Source organism: Sphaerochaeta halotolerans (genome assembly GCF_003429665.1).
Lineage (GTDB): Bacteria > Spirochaetota > Spirochaetia > Sphaerochaetales > Sphaerochaetaceae > Sphaerochaeta > Sphaerochaeta halotolerans.
On sequence record NZ_QUWK01000004.1, the window covers coordinates 1 to 14,620 of the forward strand.

Annotated in this window: 15 protein-coding genes; 8 read left to right on the plus strand and 7 right to left on the minus strand. The window is 46.1% G+C overall.

Annotation, left to right across the window (positions count from 1 at the left end):
- Positions 1-64: 64 nt before the first annotated feature.
- Positions 65-613, plus strand: coding sequence for a hypothetical protein (locus DYP60_RS04360; protein ID WP_117329670.1), 549 nt, complete (start codon positions 65-67; stop codon positions 611-613).
- 14 nt (positions 614-627) lie between these two features.
- Here the strand turns inward: DYP60_RS04360 and DYP60_RS04365 are convergent, their stop codons facing one another.
- Together DYP60_RS04365 and DYP60_RS14155 are read right to left on the minus strand one after the other, a co-directional pair.
- Positions 628-858: a hypothetical protein gene (locus tag DYP60_RS04365; RefSeq protein ID WP_117329671.1), complete on the minus strand. Its 231-nt coding sequence runs from the start codon at positions 856-858 to the stop codon at positions 628-630.
- 79 nt (positions 859-937) lie between these two features.
- Positions 938-1,102, minus strand: coding sequence for a hypothetical protein (locus DYP60_RS14155; RefSeq protein ID WP_165849498.1), 165 nt, complete (start codon positions 1,100-1,102; stop codon positions 938-940).
- 251 nt (positions 1,103-1,353) lie between these two features.
- Between DYP60_RS14155 and DYP60_RS04375 the strand changes: the two genes are divergently transcribed.
- On the plus strand, positions 1,354-2,454 hold the full coding sequence (locus DYP60_RS04375) for an Mbeg1-like protein (RefSeq protein WP_117329673.1): 1,101 nt from the start codon (positions 1,354-1,356) through the stop codon (positions 2,452-2,454).
- Positions 2,455-2,585: 131 nt separating this feature from the next.
- Here DYP60_RS04375 and rnr read toward each other — a convergent pair whose 3' ends face one another.
- The gene (rnr, locus tag DYP60_RS04380) at positions 2,586-4,586 is read right to left on the minus strand and encodes a ribonuclease R (protein ID WP_117329674.1); all 2,001 of its coding nucleotides are present in this window, start codon (positions 4,584-4,586) and stop codon (positions 2,586-2,588) included.
- A 71-nt stretch (positions 4,587-4,657) separates the two neighbouring features.
- On the minus strand, positions 4,658-4,876 hold the full coding sequence (locus tag DYP60_RS04385) for a hypothetical protein (protein WP_133299283.1): 219 nt from the start codon (positions 4,874-4,876) through the stop codon (positions 4,658-4,660).
- Between the two features lie 167 nt (positions 4,877-5,043).
- On the opposite strand from DYP60_RS04385, the gene DYP60_RS04390 reads away from it, so the two are divergent.
- A complete protein-coding gene (locus DYP60_RS04390; RefSeq protein ID WP_117329676.1) occupies positions 5,044-5,811 on the plus strand; it encodes a DODA-type extradiol aromatic ring-opening family dioxygenase in 768 nt (255 codons plus the stop codon).
- 84 nt (positions 5,812-5,895) lie between these two features.
- A complete protein-coding gene (gene trxA, locus DYP60_RS04395; RefSeq protein ID WP_117329677.1) occupies positions 5,896-6,216 on the plus strand; it encodes a thioredoxin in 321 nt (106 codons plus the stop codon).
- A gap of 23 nt (positions 6,217-6,239) precedes the next feature.
- Here the strand turns inward: trxA and DYP60_RS04400 are convergent, their stop codons facing one another.
- Positions 6,240-7,190 carry a lipoprotein TP_1001-related protein gene (locus DYP60_RS04400; protein ID WP_133299284.1) on the minus strand — a complete coding sequence of 317 codons (951 nt, stop codon included), beginning with the start codon at positions 7,188-7,190 and terminating at the stop codon, positions 6,240-6,242.
- Positions 7,191-7,282: 92 nt separating this feature from the next.
- On the opposite strand from DYP60_RS04400, the gene argH reads away from it, so the two are divergent.
- On the plus strand, positions 7,283-8,656 hold the full coding sequence (gene argH / locus DYP60_RS04405) for an argininosuccinate lyase (protein WP_117329679.1): 1,374 nt from the start codon (positions 7,283-7,285) through the stop codon (positions 8,654-8,656).
- 68 nt (positions 8,657-8,724) lie between these two features.
- Here the strand turns inward: argH and DYP60_RS04410 are convergent, their stop codons facing one another.
- On the minus strand, positions 8,725-10,464 hold the full coding sequence (locus DYP60_RS04410; RefSeq protein WP_117329680.1) for a Na/Pi cotransporter family protein: 1,740 nt from the start codon (positions 10,462-10,464) through the stop codon (positions 8,725-8,727).
- Positions 10,465-10,601: 137 nt separating this feature from the next.
- Between DYP60_RS04410 and prs the strand changes: the two genes are divergently transcribed.
- On the plus strand, positions 10,602-11,906 hold the full coding sequence (prs, locus tag DYP60_RS04415; RefSeq protein ID WP_117329860.1) for a ribose-phosphate diphosphokinase: 1,305 nt from the start codon (positions 10,602-10,604) through the stop codon (positions 11,904-11,906).
- Between the two features lie 93 nt (positions 11,907-11,999).
- Positions 12,000-13,196 carry a pyridoxal phosphate-dependent aminotransferase gene (locus DYP60_RS04420; RefSeq protein ID WP_117329681.1) on the plus strand — a complete coding sequence of 399 codons (1,197 nt, stop codon included), beginning with the start codon at positions 12,000-12,002 and terminating at the stop codon, positions 13,194-13,196.
- Here the strand turns inward: DYP60_RS04420 and DYP60_RS04425 are convergent.
- Entirely contained in the window at positions 13,183-13,602 is a 420-nt protein-coding gene (locus tag DYP60_RS04425; RefSeq protein WP_117329682.1) for a secondary thiamine-phosphate synthase enzyme YjbQ, read from the minus strand. The genes DYP60_RS04420 and DYP60_RS04425 overlap by 14 nt on opposite strands.
- Positions 13,603-13,679: 77 nt before the next feature.
- Between DYP60_RS04425 and DYP60_RS04430 the strand changes: the two genes are divergently transcribed.
- Entirely contained in the window at positions 13,680-14,582 is a 903-nt protein-coding gene (locus tag DYP60_RS04430; RefSeq protein ID WP_117329683.1) for a DMT family transporter, read from the plus strand.
- Positions 14,583-14,620 lie beyond the last annotated feature (38 nt).

The following is a 14,620-nucleotide window of genomic DNA, read 5'->3' on the forward strand; positions in this document are numbered from 1 at the left end:
ATAGTGAGTATTTTCGAACAGTACCAGAATAGGGAATTCCCACTACCATTTTATCCAATTTCTCTTGACAAAACACATCATCAGCGACGGCGCGACCTGGATACGGAACCTCAAGGAGGAGTTCTTCCCCGACGCCCAGCAGATCCTGGATCTCTACCATGCCATAGAGAACATCCACAGCTTCGCCCGGTACCGTTTCAACAACGACGAGAGCCGTGCCGTCCCGTGGGCGCAGCAGATGTCGGCGCTGCTCAAGGATGGACAATACCGCAGGGTGATCGACGAAGTGGCCTCCTACAAAGGCAAAACGATTCCGAATGTGGTGAACCTGTATACGTATCTGACCAACAACATCGGGAACATCGACTACAAGAAATATCGCGATGAGGGCCTGTATGTCGGCAGCGGCGCGATCGAGAGCAGCAACAAGACGGTGCTCCAGCGTCGGCTGAAGCAGGCGGGTATGCGCTGGGACGCGGCCACCGCGCAGAACATGGTCACTCTCAGGGCGAAAGCCGCCTCCGGGAAATGGATCGAGGAGGTCGAGCATTATATCTCGGACTTCTTTGCGAACCTGGACTACAAGGATCTTAAGACGCTCCCCAGGTTCTGAGGTTGTTTACATATTTACCCATAAAACCTATCTATACCCTCAATGGCCTCGGAAATTACCACCCGTATGCAGATTCTGATTTTTATTTTATTCCCCAACGGAGCGAGAGGAAAGGAATCAGCATGATGGTTCCTCTCCCGAGCGAGTGCCGGGAAAGCAAGGTGAGATACCCCGTCCCTTGGGGCGGAAAAGGAGGCAACGCCTCCTGAGTCCAGGGCTTGCCCTGGGATATTGATACCTTTCATTGAAGAAGTGTTACATTAAGGCGATAGAAGACTTGCTCGCGAACAGAAAGGTCGGATCCATGGCTAGCATTAGGCATCATCAGGCATCTCCCCTGAGCCATTCCTTGGTGATATCACAGGCTTCATGGTATCTAGCAGATGCCTTCGGCTTGGACAAGGAGTCATGTGCTAGGGGGCTCCCCTGCACGATTTCTTCCTGTATGATTGGAGAAGAGAGAACCATCCCCGCCATGCCATGAGGCATGCAGGGATTGCACTTGAGAATACTCGAATGTATTTTGAGATAGAAATAAGATGGAAAAGGATATACTATATGATTCATATGTAGCCCCTTTCAAACATCTTCTACCGCTATCAAAAGTCTTTGTTGGTCAGTATGGTTGGCTCATCAAAGGATCTGGTTTCCGTGTTAAAACTCCCTAAGTGAGATTGCATCAAGATGGATTGCTGTATGAAACGTAGACATCCAAATATCCAATCAAAAAAGGACAGGGAATGGGTAACATAATTGATTATGTCAAATTGGCAAAGGATAGCTTTGATTCAAGGCCTTTCTGCGAAGTCGACAGTCTCGTATTGTCACAATTCGCGTATCTACGATTCAACGGATTTGTGCCTGGAATCTCTTCACTGTATGGTTCTATCAGTGTACGGGAGCTCATGGAACAGGATAATTTGGAGTCGCTTTTCCTGGACGTTCGTGATAAGAGGAACAATCGAAAGCTGTTGTCGGCTCTTGCCGATAGCCCAAGATTCCAAGATATAAGGATGACCTGGTACGTGGAACATACAGATCCAGTTCAGGAAAAGCAGTTTTCTGCAATTACGTTTCTGATTGGTGAGGGGATAGCATACGTTGCCTTCCGAGGAACTGATTCAACATTCGTGGGATGGAAAGAAGACTTCAATATGGCATTCCTTAATCCAGTTCCTTCCCAAGAGGAAGGTGTAAAATACCTGAACAGGTTCGTTGGAAGCCCATATCGGACTATGCTTGTTGGAGGGCACTCAAAAGGAGGCAATATCGCCGTGTATGCCTCAATGTATTGTGAACAAAGCATTCAGGATAGGATACATGTTATATTCAGTCATGATGGCCCAGGATTCACTGACGATATTTTCCTCAGCGAAAACTATGCGAAAACGAAATATAAAATCAGAAAGACGTTGCCGCAGTCTTCTTTGATAGGGATGCTCCTACAACAACAGGAGGAATTCAAGGTAGTCAAAAGCAATCGATTTTGGATTATGCAACATGATCCCTTTTCCTGGCTGGTCAATGGTGTCGATTTTCAATATGCAGACAATCTGAAGGGAAATGCTTCCTATTTCAACAGGGTCTTGAATAAATGGGTATCATCGTTTGACAAGGAACAAAGGGAAGTCTTTGTGGATTCTCTTTATCATGTCATAAAATCCACAAATGCAAAAACCTTCAAAGACCTGTTGCTCAATAAAAAAGGGAAAATATTTGCCGCAGTATATGCCATCAAGGACATCGATGAAGACACAAGACGATTTATATTGAAGACTCTCGGCTCTCTCTTTGTTTTATTGGTTCGTGAATTTGATAAACATGGATCATGGAAACCTTGATTGTGTTGTATGTAAGGCGTAATCCCATTTCGATTTCGGATACACCTTGACTTGCACTACTCTGAAAACCCTCGCGTAGAGCAATGCCATGGTTTCTGACATTCTCATACTCCTCTGTCCTTTCTGAGAGGTCATACAAGAGAGAAGTCGGCTCGTTTCTCCTCTTTGGATACACTTTTGATCTTGATGGTAACCGCGTCCCCCATGCGATAGACTTTTCCAGTCTTTCGCCCGGTGAGTGTGAATTCCTCTTTATCAAAATCGTAGTGGTCTCCTTTGAGCTCAGAGATATGCACCAACCCCTCAATGACATAGTGAGACAACTCCACGAACATTCCAAAGCTCGCTATACCGGAGATGATCCCATCGTATGTCTCTCCTACCTTTGATGAGAGGAATTCCATCGATTTAATCTTGATGAATTCACGTTCAGCCTGGGTTGCCCTGATCTCCCGCTCTGAGCAGTGTGTACAGATTGATTCTAGCTTCGTAGACAAGGTTGCCGTTTCGGATTTTGCAATTCCCTTTTTATTGTTCTCCTTGCTTGCATAGTATTTCAACAGCCGATGCACCACCAAATCGGGATACCTTCTAATCGGAGAGGTGAAATGGGTGTAGGCGTCAAAAGCCAAGCCAAAATGGCCTTTGTTCTTTGTGCTGTAATATGCTTTTGTCATAGATCTGAGAGCAACTTTCTCGATAAAGTATTTTTCGTCAAGGTTTTCGACAATATCGAGTATTTTCCTGTAGTCATCTGATTCAACTTCCTTGTCAAGTTGGTATTTCAAGCCCAATCGCTCAAGAAGTGCAAGAAAGCTTTGTATTGACTGCTTATCGGGCTTTTCATGGACCCTATAGACAAATGGCTTCTGGTTCTTATTGGTATCTTGCTTTGCAATATGGTTAGCAACAGTACGGTTGGCAACAAGCATGAACTCCTCAATCAACCGGTTTGACTCAATTCTTTCTCGTGGCTTAATAGCATAGGGAACTCCCTGCTCGTCAAGAGAGATTGCCGCCTCAGAGATGTCAAAATCAATGGAACCCATTTCTTCCCTCGCTCTGCGAAGAACAAGAGAGAGCATTTGCATAAGATGAATAGTCTTAGCATGTGCATGCTTCTTCCCTTTGATTATTGCTTCCACCTCTTCATAGGTAAAACGCTCTGCACTCCTGATAATGGTCTCTTTGATCCGATACGTCTGCACAATGCCTCGGGAATCGATTTCCATGATCACCGAGAAAGCAAGGCGGTCAGTGTGTGGTTTGAGGCTGCAAAGATCATTGGAAAGCCGCTCAGGAAGCATGGGAATTACGTTATTTACAAAATAGACAGAAGTCCCTCGTTCATATGCTTCTTTATCTATGGCTGACCCCTCACTTACATAGTGGGAGACATCGGCAATATGTACTCCCAGTTCAAAACGACCGTTTTCCAATTGTGTGAGGGAGATAGCATCATCAAAATCCTTTGCAGATTCCGGGTCAATGGTAAAACAGGGTATCAATCGATAGTCCTCACGTTTTTTCAATTCAGTTTGTAGGTCAAATTCGGGAAGCTTGGAAAGTTCCTTGTTTACTTGTGTTGGAAATGGAATCGTCAAATTGTTGTTTCGGGCAACCATAAGGAGATCCATCTCCTTGTTTTCCGGCTTTCCAAGGATATCAATGATGGTTCCTGTAACAGTATGGTCATCTTCCTTCCACCCAGTCCTCTTTATCACCACAAACTCACCATTCTTTGGCATTCTCCCTATCTTTGGGGAAGATAAGGAATCCTTCGGAATAATGATTGGATTGTTGTACCGTTCATCGCTCGGAATGACTAACCCGCCTTCCTTGCTTCTTTTAAAAACACCAATGATCTCTTTTTCCTGTAATTTGAGGATTTTGACAATTCTACCTTCAGGATTCTTCTTTGGTATCTTTTTCAGTATTTCAGCAGAAACATAGTCTCCATCCATAGCATTCAGCATATGTTCCAACGGAATAAAGATATCAGTTCCTTTCTTGACGAGTACGAAACCGAATCCCTTTGCATGAACGGAAAGGTATCCCTTAATCATTTTCCCTTGTGTTTTTTGTTTCTTGGTTGGATTCCCGCTGGTTTTTTTGTCTGTCTTTTTAGGCACGGTATCTACTCCTTGGTTCTAATCAGAAGTGGAGAAAGCTCATTACTATTCTTGGCTGAATCATTCTCCTATCAATCGGTTTCCCCTCTGTGCATTGTAGCATGTAAAAACTGATGTATCATACCATTCGTTTCATTCCCCAACGGAGCGAGAGGAAAGGAATCAGCAGGAAGGTTCCTCTCCCGAGAGAGTGCCGGGAAAGCAAGGTGAGATACCCCGTCCCTTGAGGCGGAAAATGAGGCAACGCCTCCTGAGTCCAGGGCTTGCCCTGGGGTATTGATACCTTTCATTGCGCCAGCATTACAGCAAGGAGTCCCTCCACGTCCTCCTTCGTTTTTTTGTTCAGAGAATTCTTTCTTGGAGCTGTGTTTCTTCAGCAACAGGGGATGATCCCCTAGTAATTTGCTATCCTTTTACGAGCTCATGGTGTATACTTGCAGAAAACGGGAGGATGTGGATGAAAGCTAAGATTGTCTATTTTTCTCACGGTGGGGGACCACTTCCCCTCTTGGGAGACCCTTCACATAGAGCGATGATACGCTTTATGAAACAGCTTGGCAACGTTTTGCCACGACCCAAGTCAATTGTAGTCGTTAGTGCGCATTGGGAGGAGGAAAAGCCAACACTTATCGCATCTCCAACTCCTTGGTTGCTATATGACTATTATGGTTTCCCTAAAGAAGCGTATGAGATAACCTATCCAGCTCTTGGCAATCCAGATCTTGCCAAGAGCATTGCAACTCTACTAGGGGATGCTGTGCTGAGTGAAACACGTGGGTTCGACCATGGAATGTTTATTCCACTCAGTCTGATGTATCCAGAAGCCTCCATTCCAACCATACAACTCTCACTTCTTTCTTCCCTCTCAGCTGCAGATCACTGGAATCTTGGAGAGAAGCTCAGACCTTTGCTTGATGAAGACATTCTTTTTATAGGCTCTGGATTTTCGTTTCATAACATTCGGCAATTTTGGAAAGGAGATGACGAACAGAACAATGCATTTCAGAACTTTCTTATTGATACATGCAGTACCGATAAGCCTATTGAGAGTAGAAAACAGGCATTGATACACTGGGAGAATGCCCCCTATGCCAGGTATTGCCACCCACGTGAGGAGCATCTGCTTCCTCTTCTTGTTTGCCAGTCACTTGCGCAAGGGACTGCTGAGTTGATTTTTGATGACAAGATCCTCGAACGCAGGGCGGTTGCGTTCCTCTGGAGTTGATTATACTCGGTATTATGAGGATTCTATCTCTTTCTTTTTTGTCTGTTTGCCGGTACTATGCAAGCAAGATGAGGAGCAAAACCAATGAATGAAATTATCGTAACTGACGACAACTTCAAAGAGGAAATACTCCAGGCGGATAAGCTGGTGTTGGTGGATTTCTGGGCCCCTTGGTGTGGTCCATGCAAAATGATTGGACCTGCGGTATCACAGCTGGCGCAGAAGTATGCTGATACACTGAAAGTAGCGAAAGTGAACGTGGACGAAGCAGAAAGCCTTGCAAACATGTTCAATGTAAATTCGATTCCTACCTTGATGCTTTTCAAGGATGGAGAGGTAGTTGACCAGAGAATGGGTGCAGCCTCCCTGTCCGTCATTGAAGGATTCGTAAAACAACATCTGTAGGAGATGGGGAGGCTACTCCCCAATCAATCCTCGTAGTGTTCCTCTGAGTTCTTTGTTCCGAATGATGCGTTACGTGTAGCGCAGATATACCAATCGTCCAAGCTGTTGGTATCTCTCAGTTGTTCCCTGCATATGCTTCTCGTGGCAGTGCTGTCAGTACTGTTGATGGATGCATTGGCCTCCTTGCTGTTCCAATGCCCTGCCTCTGCAATGAGCTGAGCTTGTCCAAGGAGCGCTTTTGAACCGAACCCGTCATAGGTTTGCGTGGTATGGTTCCCCCAGATAACAGCGTCAAGCAGTGGTGCATCCCATTGAGGGCTTATGGCAAGCGTCAAGCATCCATTGTTTGCGCTCAATCCAGCTAGGTTTTCTGAGCAATAGGTCCCTGATGCTATTTCCCCCTTGGAAAAAGCAATCACAAGGTAGTCGCCTCGTTCCACCCACAGCTCAGGAAAGATGATTCGGTCGGTGTACTCCTGTTCTGTCCCTGCGTAGATGGTGATTCCCCCAAGATTGCCTCTGTTCGTTACATATAATTCCACACGGTCAGGGTTGCTTTCGCTTCCCTTGGTGGATATCTCGTTGATCAAGAGGGAAGGGGGATTGGTGTTCTTTGCCCAAAGCAAGAGGGAGAAACTGATACTATTCCCTCGTAGATCCTCAGCCCTTCCCTGTAAGGGTAGTCCCTCACTCAGGCTCATCGCATCCTTGAATGCAATAACCAGGGAAGCCTTTGTAACCTGCTTGCTTGCAACTTGATTTCCCTTTGCTTGGAGTTGGATTGTATCTTGATTGATGGGTTCATCAAAGACAAGCAGTGCAGATTGACGGTCGAGAGAACTGATTTTCAGTAAAGTGGGCGGTGTGCTGTCTACTGAACTAAGCAAATTGACAGGGGTAGGCCCTTGATGGTCGCAGCCACAACCAATACAGAGCTGAATGGTCAGGAGTATGGCAAGTACAATGTATCTCATATCCTCCAAGTCATGAATGATGCGTCTTTGCTTCAATTGACAGGCATCGGGATAGCCAATAGACTTTCCACATTCATGGAGGCTGAACACATATGTCCAAGCTTTGGCAGAAAGATTATTCACTCGATTCCTTGATGGAGGAATTTACCGTAAGCAACGATTACATTCTGGACCAGCAACTGGTTATCGCCGATTGTCTAGGTTCCATCGCCCATGCACGAGGATTACACCAAATAGGAATCCTGGATGCAGAGGAACTTGCTTCCCTGGAAGCGGGTTTGAAAAGAATCATTGTCCTTAAACAAGAAGATTCATTTGCCATTACCAAGGAGCATGAAGATTGCCATACGGCTATTGAGGGTTTCTTGACCGATGAATATGGGGAAGTAGGGAAGAAGATTCATACTGGTCGGAGCAGAAATGACCAGGTGCAGACAGCCTTGCGGATTTGGATGCGAGAATTCACCATCAAGCTTTGCAAGGCTACCGGAGACCTCTGTGAGACACTGCTCTCCTTTGCCGAGAAGCATGCAGAAGTTCCCATGCCGGGGCGTACCCATATGCAGATTGCCATGCCTTCATCCATTGGCCTTTGGGCAGCAAGCTATGCAGAGGAGCTCTATGATGAGGCACAGCATCTGATGCATCTCTCTTGGTTGTTCGACCAGAGTCCCCTTGGCTCTGCTGCCAGTTACGGCGTACCGTTGCCTCTGGACAGACAATTCACCGGGGAGCAGATGGGATTCACCCGTGTTCAGAACAATGTTTTGTATGCGAACAACAGTAGAGGGAAGTTTGAGGCAATGCTCCTTGATGGTTGTGATTACATTGCGCTTACCCTGAGCAAGCTTGCCCAGGATTTGATCCTGTTCACCCTTCCTGAGTTTGGCTATTTCTCACTTCCCAAAGAACTGTGCACGGGTTCATCCATCATGCCACAGAAGAAGAATCCTGATGGACTTGAACTTGCAAGAAGTCGCTCCTCAGTGGTATCGAGCTGTGCAGCACGGGTCAAATCCATTATTAGGAGCCTTCCTTCTGGATACAACCGGGACTTCCAAGATACCAAGGAACCGCTGTTGACTGGAACAAAAGGCACGTGGCAGTTGGTACAGATCTTCCAAAGGATGATTGAAGGATTGCAAGTGAACGAAGAAGCCTTGATTGCAGGATGCACACCAGAGCTCTATGCTACTGATGTGGTTTTGCAGGGAGTGCTTGATGGCAAGAATTTCCGTGATACCTACAAGGATGTTGGGTTGCATCTGGAGCAAGTCCGTAAAGCTGACCCAGTGCAGACCATTAAGAACAGGAGCAGTATTGGAACCACAGGCAACCTGGGTTTGGATGAAGACCAGTTCTTCGTCTCTCTGATGAAAACTGGTTGTGATGAGGTACTTGCCAGTTATGCCGAAGTGTACCAGAAACTCAGTGGTCTGGAAGGTGTAGAGACAGTCCTGTACTAGAATGCCAAATGAGAATAGACAAGAAGAAAGGACCTAGCAGGTCCTTTCTTCTTGGTAGTGAGAGGTATTTACAGGTTTGAAACGCTCATTTCAGTATGTTTTTGCAGCATGGGAGTGTGCTTGACCGCCTGATGGTAGGCTTCTGCAATATTGGTGCAGTAGTCACCAATGTGCTCCAGATGTCTGATCTTCTCCAGGAGCAAGAGTTCCACACGTACGTCAGCCTTTCCTCCGCTTAGTCGTTCCTGGACAGCCTGGCTCAGCCTGTTACGGTAGCTGTTAATCTGTTCCTCATATTCATTTGCCATCTGCATTTCAGCTTTGGTAAGGGTCTTGTCCATACGGTCTCGGACATAATCAAGGAAGTCCTGAACAATCTGCTGATACGTTTTGAGGTCCTTGTCAGTCTCCTCGTCGAATACCCAACCTTGAGCAAATCTTCGCTGGCTGAGCATGGTCAGGTTGAAACAGCTGTCGGTTACCGATTCCAACTCATCCATAACCCTGATAAGACAGTTGAGGGAGGAAGCATTAGTGGGGGTTTGGGAATCTTGCAAGAGGTGTACGCAGAAGTCAGAGAGTTGTTCCTGCATCTGATCGGCGTACTCCTCATCCTTTTTCATTGCCTGGACATCGCTTTCCATATTCGCATTTGGATTGTTGAACATACCGCGGTAACGAGTGAGCATATTACAAGCAAGGTTTGCCATCTTCTTGATTTCATCACGGATTGCCAGCATATATATTTCAGGACTGTCGATGAAGATACCACCGATGTATTTGAAGTGGTAGGTTCCTTCATCGTACTCAGCCTTTGCAGGCACCAAGCGTTTGATGAGTTTGGCATATTGGGAAACAAAGGGGAAGAAGATGATGGTGTTTATTACATTGAACACCGTGTGGAACATGGCAAGGAAGAGTGGAAGCTGGCTGCTGAGCGCTGTTCCTGAGAGGGCGAAGATGTTACCAGGGGTAATCCAATTCACAAACGTCAAGAGAGGGTGGAAGAGAATCAAGGAGATCAAACTTCCAAATACGTTGAAAATGATGTGAGCCCACGCAGCCCGTTTTGCAGTTGTACTGGTACCGATGGAGGCGAGATACGCCGTGATGGTTGTTCCAATATTGGAACCCAAGATCATAGCAGCTGCGGCCGAAACTCCAAGCCAACCATTGTATGCCATGGTAAGGGTCATTGCCATGGCAGCTGAGGAAGACTGGACTACCATCGTAATAAGTGTTCCTATGATAATACAGAGAATATTGACCCAGAGTGTATCGTTGTTGATTGCGGAAAGGAAAGCCAATGTATCCACATTCCCGGTAATGTCCGGGATTGAGTGGCTCATGAAATTCAATCCAAGGAACAGAATTCCGAATCCTAGCAACACGTCAGCAATATCACGGTGCTGTGCTTTTTTGCTGAACATCAGCGGACCGGCAAAGGCGATGGAAATGAGTGCCAGAACGGTAATGTCAACCTTGAACCCCAATAATGCCACCAACCAGCCGGTAAAGGTGGTACCGATATTGGCACCGAGGATGACTCCGATGGCTTGGGTGAGCCCCATCAGTCCTGCATTGACAAAGCTGACTACCATAACCGTGGTTGCTGAGGAACTTTGGATTATGACAGTAATAAGCATACCGGTGAGTATGGAAACAAACCGATTCTTTGTCATGAGGTTAAGGACTGCCTTCATCTTGTCACCGGCAGTTTTCTGGAGACCTTCACTGAGGAGTTTTATCCCAAACAGGAATAGACCCAAGCTGCCGACAATTTGGAAAAGCATCATAATAGTTTTCATATCAGTGATACCGTACCAATTTTTAGTCTCCTTGGTAAAGTAGAACCCGTTCGATTGAAAAAAAATCGTATCATCGTAGCTATGCTCCAATCCCATAATGGATTGAACTTTCAGCAGTGTTGTTGTATGGTTCAGCCATGAGCATCATCAAACCCCACAAGCTTGGAATTATCTCAGGCCCAGGTTCGGAATATTTTACGGGAAAGGTGGTAAAACACCTCCGTCGTCTCTATTTGGAACGGTATGAAAAACTGTCCAGCGCATTGGCTAAACGACATGACATGAGTGAAGATGAGATTCTCAAGACTGTCACGTTGATGGATGACTTGAACAACAAGCGAATACCCAGAAGCAAATGCCCAACGACGTTTCAGTGTCCTGATTTTACCATCAAGGTGAAGTATACCAAGTTCGCGAATGGGGAAGAAAAAGCAGAGATTCTAGATGCAGTTAGGGGTTTGAGAGTCTTCATTGTATATGATGTCTCCAACTTGGAACCCGTGAAAGTTGCTGGCTCTAATGAGCCGGTCAGCCTCTCAGTCAATGACCACCTGATGTTCCTTTTTACGACGATTAATGCACTCCAACTTGCAGGGGCAGAGAGTGTTACTTTGGTACTCCCAACCTATCCCTATTCACGGCAACACAAGAAAGGTGCTCGTGAGGCGCTCACGGCCGCCATGTTCGGCCATATGTGTGAAATGCTTGGAGTCGAGCGAATCATCACGTTGGATATCCATAGCCGGGAGATTGAGAACAGCTTTTCAAAGCTCCATCTGGAAAATCTACATGCTTCTTATCAGGTCTTGATTGCACTTCGTAAGATCATTGATTTCAGTGACCCTGATCTCGTTGTGGTTGCACCCGATACGGGAGCAATCAGCAGAAACAAATTCTATGCCCAAGCATTGCACCGCCCGTTGGCAATGCTGTACAAGGAACGCGATTACTCCATCGTAAGTCGTGATGCAAAACACTCCAATATCAAGAGCATCAACCTGCTCGGTGATGTGAAAGGCAAGACCGTACTGATTGCTGATGATATGCTTGCGACCGGTGGAACCATGATTATCGCTATGCGTGAATTGATGAACCTTGGTGCGAAAAGGATTATTTGTATGGTAAGCCTCCCGTTCTTCAATGCAGGAGCTGTTGAAGATTTTGATCTAGCCTATAAAGAAGGGATTTTTTATCGGATCATCGGCACCAATTCAGTGTTCCATGGGAGGGATCTCCTTGATAAAGAATGGTATGTGCAAGCGGATATCACTGAGTTGTTTGCTCGCGTCATCAGCCGGTTGCACCATGGCCGTTCCATCAGCCCATTGCTTGACAACCGCAAATTCATCCAGATTCTTATCGATAACACGCAGGCTCAGGCTCAAGCCCAGGCTCAAGAGCCAAAACCAGGGGCTAGCGCTACCGACCCGGAGGGCAAGTAGTTCTTGCTTTCCGGGTTACCCCTACCTCCCACTATCTGATCGTTCATCAGTAGGTGAGTTGTACTTTTATTTATATCATCTGGAGTTATTAATATGCACATGTCACATAGAATCTCAGCTTTTCAATGTTCCCCTATCCGCCGGCTCTCTCCATACGCTCGGGATGCAGTCAATCGCGGAATCAAGGTATATCATTTGAATATCGGACAACCCGATATAAAGACCCCACGACAGGTCATTGAAGCAGTTCATAACTACGACGAAAGTATTATTGCCTATGGTAATAGTGAGGGAAGGCAGGAGCTACGTGAAGCATTGCCTGACTATTATGCAAAGTATGGCCTCAATGTAGATGCTGAGGATATTCTCATCACCACTGGAGGCAGTGAAGCCCTGCAATTTGCCTTCATGACGCTTTGTGATCCTTATGATGAGATTATCATCCCAGAGCCGTATTATACCAATGTTTCCTCTTTTGCTCATTCAGCGATGGTTGATTTGGTTCCGGTCACCAGCACTATGGAAGAATCGTTTTCTCTTCCCGATATCAGTGAATTTGAGAAGCGGATTTCTCGTAAAACTGGGGCAATCCTGTTGTGCAGCCCAAATAATCCCACCGGCTATGTCTATACGAAGGATGAGTTGTTGCAACTTCTGAATCTCTGCAAGCAGTACGATATCTTCTTGATTGTAGATGAGGTGTATCGTGAGTTCTGCTATGACGGAAAGGAGTTTACCAGTGTGCTCTCTTTTGAGGAGTTCAGTGACCGGGTCATCTGTGTCGACAGTTTCTCTAAACGATACAGCATGTGTGGTGCTCGAATCGGTGCCTTGGTCAGTAAGAATAAGGAAGTCTTGGAAAATGCACTCAAGCTTTCCCAAGCTCGCTTGTGTCCTCCTGACATTGAACAGGTGGCAGCCCTTGCTGCATTGAATACCGATGACTCCTATCTCCGTGAAGTTACAATTGAATATGAAAAAAGACGGGATTTCATTGTTGATGCTTTACAGAAAATCGATGGAGTGAAGGTAAGCAACCCAAAGGGTGCCTTCTATTTGGTGGCGGAACTCCCTGTGGATGACGCAGAGTCATTTGCTACATTTATGCTTCGTGATTTTGATTTGAACGAAGAGACTGTGATGCTTGCCCCCTGTGAGGATTTCTATGTGACCAAAGGCTTGGGGCACCGACAGGTGAGGATTGCCTATGTGCTCAATACCGATGATCTAAAGAGGGCAGTAGCCTGCATTGAAGCAGGCTTGGCTGCATATCAATCTACTCACCGATGATCTTGATGAGGACATGCTTGTCTCGCATGCCATCAAAGTCATAGTAGAAAATCTCTTCCCAAGACCCGAAATCGAGCTTTCCTCCTGTAATTGCAATGACCACCTCTCGCCCCATGATGGATCGCTTCAGGTGGCCATCTGCATTATGCTCCTTTTCAGTGTTGTGTTTGTACTGCTCATAGGGCAGTTCAGGGGCCAACTTTTCTAGCCAAATCTCGAAATCTTCATGCAACCCCGTTTCCACGGCATTGATGAACACGCTGCTGGTGATGTTCATTGCGTTGACTAACACCAGTCCTTCTCTAATTCCGCACTCATCAACTGCTTCTTGTACAGCCTCAGTAATGTTGACGAGTCCACGCCGTTTGTTGAGGTGAAACCAGAGTTCCTTTCGATAGGTCATCATAGGCGCCTCCTCTTGCATGTTCAGTATACCACCATTAGTTGCAGAGCTGAAGCTTTGAAGATACACTGCCAGCCAGTATGGAAAAAACTGTTGTTGTGTTGCCGAGGGCTCGGATACTAGGCCATATTGCTGTGATCAGTACCATGACCTTCTGGGCGGTTACCTTTGTATCGACCAAATTGCTTTTGGTCGCCTTTACTCCTGCCCAAATCCTGATGGTTCGCTCACTTCTTGGGTTGACCCTTCTCTTTGCAATAAACCACAGAAGGGTGGGGTATACCTCAATCAAGGATCGAGCACTGGTTGCAGCAGCTGGAATGATGGGAATCTTCCTGTATTACTATCTGGAGAATACTGCCCTGGTCTATACCAGTGCAAGCAATGTAGGGGTGATTGTTGCGACTGCTCCGTTCTTTACCCTCCTGGCAACGCATTTTTTCTTGAAGGAAGATTCCCTGAAGAAAAACTACTTTGTAGGGTTTGCCATCTCCATGGTGGGAATCATCTTACTGACTGTTGGGGATGGGACCTCTCTGGATATCAACCCTTTTGGAGATTTCCTCGCATTGCTGGCAATTATGATGTGGGGACTCTATACTGTACTCACGCGTTTGGTAGCACGAAGAGGATACTCGAATCTTCTTGTCACCAGGGATATGTTTTTCTATGCGCTCATCATCCAGGTGGTGGTATTGCTTATAGAAGGTAAGTCGTTTGACTTTCAGGCAGCCATATCTGCTCCCTATCTCTATCATCTATTGTTCCTCGGTTGTATTGCTTCAGCATTCTGTTTTGTCTCTTGGAATTATGGTTTGCGTACCATTGGAGTGGTCAAGAGTTCGTTCTATCTCTATTTGAGTCCGATTATAACCATTGTGTTTGCTTCCTTGGTACTAGGGGAGATCTTTACCACCATTGATGCCATCGGCACTGCATTCACATTGGCAGGTCTCTTGATCAGTGAATACCGAAGACGATAAACACTTGCAAAACTACTATACTGATGTTACCTTACGGG